General features: G+C 50.2%; 1 protein-coding gene. It reads right to left on the reverse strand.

Features of this window, described 5'->3' with window-relative positions; genetic code table 11:
• Nucleotides 1-190: 190 nt before the first annotated feature.
• A partial coding sequence (locus NNO02_RS23310) for a hypothetical protein (RefSeq protein WP_271455882.1) occupies nucleotides 191-1,007 on the reverse strand: 817 nt, incomplete at its 5' end.

Here is a 1,007-nt window from a genome sequence, read left to right on the forward strand (position 1 = left end):
CCCTCGTAGTCAGCTGTGTCAATTAACGGTTTTATGCTGGAGTAGTAGTTTTGCCACTCAACTAGTTTGGCACGGGACTCTTCAATAAAACCAGCCATAGCGTTAGATTCCTGGATTTTCGTAATGGCCAGCTGTAGACGCATCTCTGCTGTTTTAGGGTAATCAACTCCGAATGTGACACCGCTATTTATCATAATTTGATACTCCCGATTGCGATCACGTTAACCCATACCGTTACCTGTGAAGATCCACTATTGTGAATAAAACCTGTAACAATATCATTGGTTGTACCTTCAATTGCTACGCGCCAGCTTCCTGAATTACCTGACTCACCTACAACACTAACCCCCGGGTAGTTACTAAATCGTCTTGCGCCTTCAGATACCCAATTATATGTGTAACTTGTTGAGGCATTTGCGGGGGCCGTAACCGGAAAACGCCGCGTTACTATTTGCGTTCCCGGCCCTACAAACGTAACAATATTCAGGCTATTCCCGCCGCTTCCGCTGTTATTGCCCGCACTCGCCAGATTGTACTCATACGTGGTTGGTGTGCTCCCCCTTGCATCAGTCATGCGAACGATAGGATCAACTCGTCCACCTACAGTGTTTTTTACCGTTAAGGCCGCTTTGGCTACAGACACCCCGGCCACCTGGTAATCGCTGACTAACTCACCGCCGTAAGCAGTGGCGTTATTAGCAGGCGCGGTAGCGTCATTTTTAATCACACTCCATGACGCAAGGACAGACTTTACCGACGCAATAAACGTCTTTACCCATCCCTTTGTGGCCGCATCCTTATCATCTACCGGATCAGCGGCTAAAGGCGTCGGGCCATCTGGTCGCACGTTAAGCCACGCCTCCGCGCGATCCTCAAGGTCAGACAGGTTGTTTGCCTTAGCCAGCGCAGCAACAGGATTGTGCGATGCGGCATCCTGCGCCGCCTTCTCGGCTTTCCCTTGCGCGACTTCTGCTGCTGTTTTGGCACTATCTGCCGATGTGGCGTAT

The sequence above is a fragment of the Citrobacter sp. Awk 2 genome, from assembly GCF_028069815.1.
In the GTDB taxonomy this organism is placed as follows: Bacteria; Pseudomonadota; Gammaproteobacteria; order Enterobacterales; family Enterobacteriaceae; genus Citrobacter.